Below are 8,062 nucleotides of genomic sequence, written 5' to 3' on the forward strand. Positions count from 1 at the left end.
CTCTATTGCTCATGCACAATACCACCGGCATGGTGCTTATCTCGTTTATCACTCTGACCTACCAGGTTTCTCGAGATTAACTCAGCTGCACCTTTCTGTGATAGTACGTACTCACAGACGGAAATTTAGTGATGAGCCTTTTATTGGAATGAGTAAACAGGAAACGCAAACACTGAAGCGCCTGTGCACAATATTCAGACTGGCGGTTGCGCTGACAGCAGAACGTAATCAAGCTGAAACGGATTTCACCCTAAGGGCTCAGGACGAGTGCTTATCCCTTAGTATGGGGAAAGGCTGGTTTGAGGCAAATCCCTTAAATACGTCGATCTTGGAGTTAGAGCAAGACTTGTTACGTAAGCAGGGCTTTCTTCTACTGCTAGCTAAAGATTGACGACTTTCCAACTACACGAGATTCTTAATGATTGTTTTAGGTATTGAGTCATCTTGCGATGAGACCGGTGTTGCTTTATATCATAGTGAGAAAGGTTTGCTTGCACACCAGTTATATTCCCAAGTAGAGATGCATGCGGACTATGGTGGTGTTGTCCCGGAATTAGCTTCTAGAGATCATGTAAGAAAAACCATTCCTTTAATAGACGCTATTCTCAAAGAAGCTGGGCTAGAGAAGGGCGATATTGATGCGATTGCCTATACTGCAGGGCCGGGATTAGTAGGAGCGCTGATGGTCGGTGCTTCCATTGCGAATGCCTTAGCGATGGCGCTTGATATCCCCATTATCGGTGTACACCACATGGAAGGACACTTACTGGCGCCGATGCTAGAAGATAGTCCACCGGAATTCCCCTTTATTGGTTTACTTGTATCGGGTGGCCATACTCAATTGGTTTCAGTGCAGTCTATTGGTGAATATGAAATTCTGGGTGAGTCATTAGATGATGCGGCAGGTGAAGCCTTTGATAAAGCGGCGAAAATGTTAGGGCTCGATTACCCGGGAGGTCCCCGAATTGCGAAACTGGCTGAATATGCCCGAACAGAGCTTGGTGGAACACCTTATCGATTTCCCCGTCCAATGACAGATCGGCCAGGACTGGATTTTAGTTTTAGTGGCCTGAAAACTTTTACCTTGAACACGGTAAATGATGTCCGTGCTAAGAAAGAGTTGGATAAAGATGATCAGGCAAGGATCGCGCTAGCATTTGAAGAGGCAGTTGTTGATACGCTTAGAATTAAATGTAAACGAGCCCTTGAACAAACAGGGATGAAAACGCTCGTTATTGCAGGCGGTGTGAGTGCCAATACGCATCTCCGACAGACTCTGGAGCCAATGGTAAAAAAACTGGGTGCCAGGGTTTCTTATGCTCGTCCGGAGTTTTGTACGGATAATGGTGCAATGATCGCTTATGCCGGCTATCAGCGCTTGCAGGCAGGCCAGGGCTCAAATCATGAGTTTGCAGTACAAGCACGTTGGCCACTAGATACGCTGCCTGCACTAGGCTAGATTTTAATCCTGACAATAGGTTAATTTGATGGCTCAAGATTACTCTGAGGTATTAATTGAAAAGCTCGAAATTGACGCCTCAATAGGTGTGTTCGAATGGGAAAAGCAGATCAAGCAAACATTGTTGTTTGACCTTGCTCTAGTGTGTGACTTTTCAGCCGCAGCAGAATCAGATGCCATAGAAGATGCTATTGATTATGTGGCGGTTTGCCAGGAGATTGAGCGCATTACCTTAGCCAAACACCATCAGTTATTGGAGTATCTAGCAGACAAAATAGCCGCATCGCTATTTAATAGCTTTGCAATTAGCGCGATAGAACTAAAAATAAGTAAGCCTGGCGCAGTTCCAAACACAAGATCAGTTGGCGTTAGAGTGAAGCGAACACGAGAGCAGCATAGCCATGCCTAAGGTATTCTTGAATCTGGGCTCAAATGTTGAACGTGATCAGAACTTTCGCTCGGGCCTGAGCAGCCTGAAACGGACCTTTGGTGACTTATCTTTGTCTTCAATTTATGAAAGTGAGCCGGTTGGTTTTGACGGTGCGTGTTTCTATAACATGGCGGTATCAATCGAAACAGAGCTAAGCTTGCCCAAGGTTATAAAGGCATTAAAAACAATTGAAGATAGCCACGGCCGCCTGCGCGGAGATAAACACTTTGCACCAAGAACGCTAGATATTGATGTGGTCAGTTACGGGCAACTGACAGGTTTTCATGATGGAGTTGAGCTCCCGAGGCCGGAGCTATACTACAATGGCTTTGTTCTATGGCCGATGGCTGAGTTAGCACCGGATGATATCGATAGCAAAACTGGCTTAAGCTACCAAGTCTTATGGCAGCTTAAGCAAGTAGAAATCGAAGCGAAGCAAAAGGTATGGCGAATTGATCCAAGTTCAGTTGCTGCTATTCTCAAGCCTTAAGCTTATTTGTTTTCATGAAATCGGTGGTATTCAGCGATTAAACCGGCAGTAGAAGAATCTGCAGCAATGTTGGAATCAGCGTCTTCCAGTTGTTTGAGTACTTCGTTACCTAGCTTTTTACCTAACTCTACTCCCCACTGATCAAAAGAATTAAGCTCCCATATTACACCCTGAACGAAAACTTTATGTTCGTAGGCGGCAATTAGGGCACCGACGCTCTTTGGCAGCGTTTTCTCAATAAGAAAGGTATTACTGGGTTGATTACCTTTGTGCTCCATATGCTTGGCTATGAGTTTGGCTTTGGGTTCGTCGTAACCCCTATTTAATAATTCTTGAAAAGCCTGCCTTTCACTACGCCCCTGCATCAAGGCTTGAGTTTGGCTCAGGCAGTTAGCCAATAACATCTTATGATGAGAGCCTGATGGGTGATGCGTATCAAGCGTAGCAATGAAGTCACATGGGATTAGTTTAGTGCCCTGATGCAATAACTGGTGGAAAGCATGTTGGCCGTTAGTTCCAGTACCCCCCCATATTATAGGGCCTGTATGGTAAGTAAGAGCTTTACCTTTTGTAGATACGTGTTTGCCGTTACTCTCCATATCTAATTGCTGGAGGTGATCAGGAAGAAAGCTCAGATACTGATCATAAGGCATTACGGCATGTGAGTCGGCGCCAAAGAAACTGTGGTACCAAATGCCTAGCATTGCCATCAGGCTTGGCATATTCTGCTCAAAGGGAGCTGAGATAAAATGCTCATCCATTTCGTGTGCGCCTTGTAGCAAGGCTTCGAAGTGCTCATTGCCAATCATAAATGCGATTGGAAGACCAATTGCAGACCAGAGTGAATAGCGCCCTCCTACCCAGTCCCACATAGGGAAGATATTTTCTTCCTTAACTCCAAAGGCTATCGCAGCTTCGATATTACTGCTCACAGCATAGAGATGCATGCCAAGGTCTTCTTGAAGCATTCCGTGCTCTAGTAGAAAGTTCTTTACAGTTTGAGCATTTGTAAGTGTTTCCTGTGTACCGAAGGACTTAGACTGAATCAGGAAAATGGTGGATTCAGGTACGATCTGAGAGAGCACTTGGTGGCTATCGCTACTGTCTACGTTAGCAATATAGTGACAACTCAGGCCTTCTTTGGCGATGGGTGATAGTGCTTCGGTAACTGTTTTGGGGCCTAGATAAGAGCCCCCAATGCCGATACTAACGAGAGTATCAATGGGTTTTCCGGTGTAACCAAGAACTTCCTGTTGGTGTATTTTATCAACGAATTCTTGAATTTGAATTCGACATTCAAGGATTTCATCCAATATATCTTGGCTAGGCGAATAGCTAGTAGTTTGAGTCAGGCTAGACTTTGGAAGTCGTAAGGCCGTATGTAAGACGCCTCTGTCCTCTGTGTTGTTCAGTAAGTCTCCATTCTCTCCTGTGCCACAAAACAAGGCCTTAACCTTTGCTTCAAGCCCTGCTTCAGCAGTGAGCTGAGATAAGAGCGAAATCGTTTCCTCGGTGACACGGTTTTTTGAATAATCATAAAAGACATGTGGTGCCTGAAAGGAGTAGCGATCAAAGCGCTTAGGATCACCTTCAAATAGGTCTTTTACATGAAGCTTAGTAATGAATTTGGCATGATCCTTTAATGCTTGGTAACTAGGTAATACATCCAATGTCATAGTGTTACTCAATATCGATGGTTAAAGATTCACCGTTATATTATCAATTAAACGGGTTGAGCCCAAATACGCGGCTAATAAAATTACGAAAGCTGTATCTGTTTCTTGTGAAGGAGCAAGTGTTGTGGGCTTGGCTATATTGAAGTAATCGGGTTTAAAGCCATTTTTAACCAAGTGTGATTTGGCGTCCTCGCATAATGCAGTGATATCCCGTTCGCCAGCCTGAAGCTGCGCAGCACAATGTTGCAATAGCTGGTAAATCTTAGCGGCAGTTTGCTTTTCTTGCTGGCTAAGGTAACCATTGCGAGAGCTGCGGGCTAGACCTGACTCTTCCCGAGATGTTGGGACGCCAATGATAGAAACAGGCATACAAAGGTCGGAAACCATCTTGCGAATAATCGCTAATTGTTGGAAGTCTTTTTCACCAAATACTGCAATATCTGGTTGCACCATATTAAATAGCTTGGTGACGACGGTGGCGACACCAATGAAGTGACCGGAACGACTGGCGCCGCAGTGATAATCTCCGAGAGCAGGCACATCCACTCTGGTTTCTTCAGCTAAGCCGTTTGGATAGATCTCGCTAACAGGTGGTGCGAACAAGACATCACAATATCTACTACGTAAGTGCTTACTATCATCTTCAAGTGTTCTAGGGTAGGCATCAAGATCCTCGTTCTCACCAAACTGCATAGGATTTACAAAGATACTGCTGACAACTAAGTCTGCTTCTTGGCGGGCACGATCGATAAGACTGAGATGGCCTTCATGAAGATTGCCCATAGTGGGTACAAAGCCGATTACTTTACCGGCTTGTCTAGCTTCTTTGATAACTTTTCGTAGTGCAATAATACTGTTAACGGTGATCATGCTTGAGTCTCGTTTAGCCTGCAAAACTATAATCGGCAGAAGGGAATTCGCCGGACTTAACCGCTTGGTCGTAGTGCTCGAAGGCCTGTTGCACTGAACCGGCGCCTTGCATGAAGTTTTTTACGAACTTAGGCTTATGTCCGGAAGTAATTCCAAGGAGATCATGCATCACCAAGACCTGACCATCGGTAACATTCCCCGCACCAATTCCGATGACAGGGACACTAACTTTCTTGGTAATGAGCTCAGCGAGTGAGGTGGGTACGCACTCAAGTAAGATCATATCGGCACCGGCCTCTTCAAGGGCGCGCGCAGTATTAATCATGGCGTTAGCTTTTTCAGCTTCCTTGCCTTGAACGCGATAGCCGCCTAACTTATTGACAGACTGAGGCGTTAAACCCAAATGTGCACAAACAGGAATGCCTCGATCACTTAAGGCTTCAATATACTCTGCAAGCCACTCGCCGCCTTCTAGCTTGATAATATGGGCACCTGCTTGCATCAACTGTCCACCATAGTTCAAGGTATCGTGAGGGCTATTCAGGGTATTAAAAGGCATATCGGCCATAATTAAGGGAGACTGAGCGCCTCTGCTAACACATTGAGTGTGATAGACCATGTCATCAATACTAACAGGCAATGTCGAGTCCTGACCTTGTAACACCATGCCTAGAGAGTCGCCGACTAATAAAACGTCGATACCAGCATCCGACGCTAACTTAGCAAAGGTTGCGTCATAGGCTGTGACACAGGAGAATTTTCCATTGGACTCTTTTAGTTTACGAAGGCTCAGGGTTGTCGTTTTCATCATATAATCCTTAGTTTTCACAGTAGTATAAAACCGACTACTGATAATCTATGACAGAGCTTAGCTTGTGCGTAGATTAGCTACTTGTTTCGCGAGACTCAAGTCGGAGTGCCATCTAAACGAAGTAAATTATGCTCGCTGCACGAAGAAAGATGTTGTTCTAGGGTCGATGTATCGGGAAGCGTCCAAGCAGGCGCAATTTCGATTGCTGGTACCAGCACAAAGTCTCGTTCCAGCGCATAAGGGTGAGGAATGCGTAAGTCAGGGTCGTCGCTTGATAGCGTTTCATCGTTATAGAATAGAATATCCAGGTCGATGATTCGCTCCCCCCAATGCCGAGTCTTTATACGCCCGAATTCGGCTTCAAGTGTTTGAGTACACTTTAACAAAGCGAGTGGTTCCAGAGCGGTTTCAAGCCAGATGACTGCATTGACGAAGTCATCTTGATCCTGAGGCCCTTGAGGGCAGCTACTGTATAGTGATGATGATGACATTAGCTTTAGTTCAGGATGCCGGGATAGGGCTTCTATCGCCTTTATTACTTGAAGACGAGGACTTTCCAGGTTGCTACCAATACCGATGAGTACTTGATTTAGTTTCATGACTAGCTTTTTCTTCTCGCCGAACAGTTCCTGCTGACTTATACCTGCAGCATTATGATCGCTTTGGACGTCGTGATTGTCGGGTCTTTCGGCGGTCAGCACCAGGTGTCTCACGCTTTTTTCGATGATTAGCTTTGTTATAAACAGCAGAAGGGTGCTTGATTTGGAATTCAGTCCACCACTTAGCGAGTTCGCCGACAGGTTCACCAGCTTGCTCCCGTAACAACAAAAAGTCATAGGCAGCCCTGAATCGTTGCTGTTCAGCGAGGTGGAAAGGCCGCTTGCCGTGAGTCTTAGTGAGTCTGATTTGGTATTCCCATATTTCCTTCATCATTAAGGTGAAGCGCTTGGGTATAGATATATGAGGTAGTTGGCTTTGAAGTGTAAGTTGCCCTGCTTGTTGTAATGCAGGAAATTCGGGAACGCCTTCTTCAATAAGTTGTGACCACAGTCTATCGACTTCAGGCCATAGAAGAGTTGCATACAGAAATGCTGGTGTGACGGGTTTTTCTTGATGAATTCGTTGATCAGTATTTGTTAAGCCTGCCTCGAGCATTTTCTTATAGATAGCACTCTTATCACTGTTTTCCAAGGTATGAGCAATAGCTGGGAACAAGGGCTTAAATAGCCCATAGTCGACTAAGAGGTGAAAAATTTTCAATCCATAGCCAGAGAGAAACAGTTTTAGAATCTCATCGAACAAACGTGCTGCTGCAACGTTGGACAATAGCTGACCGTGCTCTCGTATGGCACCGCTGGTCTCTTCTTCGATATCAAAGTCTAGTTTAGCCGCGAAACGCAAAGCTCTGATCATCCGAACCGGATCTTCCCTATAGCGTGTTTCCGGGTCGCCAATAATGTTGATCAGACCCTGCTTAATATCGTCCAGGCTATCGACATAGTCGTAAATACAAAAGTCTTTAGGGCTGTAATAGAGAGCGTTTATCGTAAAGTCTCTTCGCACAGCATCTTCATCGATACTGCCATATTCATTGTCTCTAAGCAGCATGCCATGCTCTGATTGTTTTTCGTCCTGTTGGTTTACGCTTCCACGGAAGGTAGCAACCTCGATAATCTCGCGGCCAAACAGGATATGGACGAGCTTAAAGCGACGACCAATTAAACGTGAATTCTTAAAAAGAGCATGTACCTCCTCAGGGTGTGCATTGGTCGCAATATCAAAATCTTTAGGATTTTGGCCGAGCAAAATATCCCTGACACCACCACCAACCAGATACGCCTCATAGCCGCTATTATGTAAGCGATGCATAACCTTTAACGCCGATGGGCTAATTTGGCTACGAGAAACGGGATGTTGGTCGCGAGGTATAATGGAAGGAGACAGTCTGGACATGTTTAAACAATCATTGTTGTGGGTTACGAAGTACTAAGACCTTGAGGGGCTCTATCAGCCTTACGTTTTATGAAGCCATACTTTACCATAGACCAAGGCCAAGAGTTTATCTAAAGAGAAAACTGTACCAGAAAAAGTAGCAACACAAGTAATAATAAGAAAAGAGAGGGGGAATGACTTTGCATGAAAAGATCAAACGCTCTCCGTGATTGACCTTTTCATGCTTAAAAGAGCAGACTCTAAATTTTTTGTTGTTGTGAATCCATGTCTGTGCTTTAGGGCAAAAGCTCACACCTTTGCATGTAAACAGAGCAATTTGAATACTCAGAGCGGTAGCTAAAATAAAGTTATCCGGTTTAGGACTAGTGCCACT

8 protein-coding genes and 1 pseudogene are annotated in these 8,062 nt (G+C 45.0%); 4 read left to right on the forward strand and 5 right to left on the reverse strand.

Annotated features, from left to right (window positions below):
* From A3763_RS28905 to folK (A3763_RS19350), 4 genes and pseudogenes are all read left to right on the forward strand, one after another.
* Positions 1-391 (forward strand): annotated as a pseudogene (locus A3763_RS28905) (exopolyphosphatase); the annotation flags it as partial.
* Positions 392-418: 27 nt separating this feature from the next.
* Positions 419-1,459, forward strand: a complete 1,041-nt coding sequence (gene tsaD, locus A3763_RS19340) for a tRNA (adenosine(37)-N6)-threonylcarbamoyltransferase complex transferase subunit TsaD (RefSeq protein WP_068509992.1) — start codon at positions 419-421, stop codon at positions 1,457-1,459.
* A 28-nt stretch (positions 1,460-1,487) separates the two neighbouring features.
* Entirely contained in the window at positions 1,488-1,868 is a 381-nt protein-coding gene (folB, locus tag A3763_RS19345) for a dihydroneopterin aldolase (RefSeq protein ID WP_068509994.1), read from the forward strand.
* Entirely contained in the window at positions 1,861-2,379 is a 519-nt protein-coding gene (gene folK / locus A3763_RS19350) for a 2-amino-4-hydroxy-6-hydroxymethyldihydropteridine diphosphokinase (RefSeq protein WP_068509996.1), read from the forward strand. Before folB ends, folK (A3763_RS19350) begins: the two co-directional genes overlap by 8 nt.
* A gap of 2 nt (positions 2,380-2,381) precedes the next feature.
* Here the strand turns inward: folK (A3763_RS19350) and pgi are convergent, their stop codons facing one another.
* The 5 genes from pgi to pcnB form a co-directional block, all read right to left on the reverse strand.
* On the reverse strand, positions 2,382-4,055 hold the full coding sequence (gene pgi, locus A3763_RS19355) for a glucose-6-phosphate isomerase (protein ID WP_068553022.1): 1,674 nt from the start codon (positions 4,053-4,055) through the stop codon (positions 2,382-2,384).
* A 21-nt stretch (positions 4,056-4,076) separates the two neighbouring features.
* The gene (gene panC / locus A3763_RS19360) at positions 4,077-4,925 is read right to left on the reverse strand and encodes a pantoate--beta-alanine ligase (RefSeq protein WP_068553021.1); all 849 of its coding nucleotides are present in this window, start codon (positions 4,923-4,925) and stop codon (positions 4,077-4,079) included.
* Between the two features lie 13 nt (positions 4,926-4,938).
* The gene (gene panB, locus A3763_RS19365) at positions 4,939-5,733 is read right to left on the reverse strand and encodes a 3-methyl-2-oxobutanoate hydroxymethyltransferase (RefSeq protein ID WP_197469979.1); all 795 of its coding nucleotides are present in this window, start codon (positions 5,731-5,733) and stop codon (positions 4,939-4,941) included.
* A 98-nt stretch (positions 5,734-5,831) separates the two neighbouring features.
* The gene (gene folK, locus A3763_RS19370) at positions 5,832-6,437 is read right to left on the reverse strand and encodes a 2-amino-4-hydroxy-6-hydroxymethyldihydropteridine diphosphokinase (protein ID WP_231872258.1); all 606 of its coding nucleotides are present in this window, start codon (positions 6,435-6,437) and stop codon (positions 5,832-5,834) included.
* The gene (gene pcnB, locus A3763_RS19375; protein ID WP_082865097.1) at positions 6,388-7,689 is read right to left on the reverse strand and encodes a polynucleotide adenylyltransferase PcnB; all 1,302 of its coding nucleotides are present in this window, start codon (positions 7,687-7,689) and stop codon (positions 6,388-6,390) included. The genes folK (A3763_RS19370) and pcnB overlap by 50 nt, the downstream gene beginning before the upstream one ends.
* Positions 7,690-8,062 lie beyond the last annotated feature (373 nt).

Source organism: Oleiphilus sp. HI0128, from assembly GCF_001635365.1.

Bases quoted from the DNA above. Each gene is read 5' to 3' on its own strand.
- panC (WP_068553021.1), bottom strand. From the start codon at position 4,925: ATGATCACCGTTAACAGTATTATTGCACTACGAAAAGTTATCAAAGAA.
- pcnB (WP_082865097.1), bottom strand. From the start codon at position 7,689: ATGTCCAGACTGTCTCCTTCCATTATACCTCGCGACCAACATCCCGTT.
- pgi (WP_068553022.1), bottom strand. From the start codon at position 4,055: ATGACATTGGATGTATTACCTAGTTACCAAGCATTAAAGGATCATGCC.
- tsaD (WP_068509992.1), top strand. From the start codon at position 419: ATGATTGTTTTAGGTATTGAGTCATCTTGCGATGAGACCGGTGTTGCT.
- folK (WP_068509996.1), top strand. From the start codon at position 1,861: ATGCCTAAGGTATTCTTGAATCTGGGCTCAAATGTTGAACGTGATCAG.
- folB (WP_068509994.1), top strand. From the start codon at position 1,488: ATGGCTCAAGATTACTCTGAGGTATTAATTGAAAAGCTCGAAATTGAC.
- panB (WP_197469979.1), bottom strand. From the start codon at position 5,733: ATGAAAACGACAACCCTGAGCCTTCGTAAACTAAAAGAGTCCAATGGA.